Origin of the sequence: Pseudoxanthomonas kalamensis DSM 18571, assembly GCF_010211745.1 — a bacterium.
Classification (GTDB): domain Bacteria; phylum Pseudomonadota; class Gammaproteobacteria; order Xanthomonadales; family Xanthomonadaceae; genus Pseudoxanthomonas_A; species Pseudoxanthomonas_A kalamensis.
In genome coordinates, this window is record NZ_PDWQ01000047.1 from 1 (window position 1) to 728 (window position 728).

1 protein-coding gene is annotated in these 728 nt (G+C 54.5%); it reads left to right on the plus strand.

From position 1 onward, the window contains the following. Window positions 1-515: 515 nt before the first annotated feature. The coding region (locus tag CSC70_RS14635; protein WP_211369509.1) for a MobD protein at window positions 516-728 on the plus strand (213 nt) is incomplete at its 3' end.

Consider the following 728-nt stretch of genomic DNA (forward strand, 5'->3'; position numbering starts at 1 on the left):
GTGTTGGTACGTCTGGTGCTGAATCTACCTTCTTGCAGAGCGAGTGTACTCGCAGGAAAGGTGGTGGACGGTACGCGGTCATCAAAACCGGATAGGCAGAAGCGGGAACCGGCAGGCCTTGCGGCCTCCGCGCACCGCCCACCATAGAACTGGCGAGCTAAATAAAAGCGCCAGCATCGGACGATGGGCGCTTGCGCGCTCCTGCCATCTTGATCGGTTTGATGTGCCGAATCGCTGATTGTGCAGCGATAGGCCAATCCTCTCGCCAACCGGCGAACAAGTCAACCGCCTCTCTTAGAACCGTCGCCTCCTCGACCGCCGCCGCCGCTTTGGCTTGCAGATTGAGTAGCGTAGCGATGTTTGACACATTTCAACAACCGCAGGATTGCATCCGCTTCACGATTGTGATTCTATACTTCATGAATCGTTTGAAACGTGATACGGGCGACGTGAAGCGTGAAAAACCCAAACCTAAGCGTAGAAAGCTGAACTTGACCGTGGCATTACTTCCCTCTTTGTTTTTCAACGATGAGGAAGCAATGCTCACCCTGACCAAGAAAGAGCTGGCCGTGCTCGATGAGGCTCAACCGGACTATGCGGTTTATCTGGTTGAGACGGAGCACGAGAACAGCCGGTGGTGGCGGATGACGTTGAAGCTACCCACGCAGGACAAGGTTTATGAGGTCGTTACCGCGCTCGGTAAAACCAAGCTCTGGAAACGTTTGGAC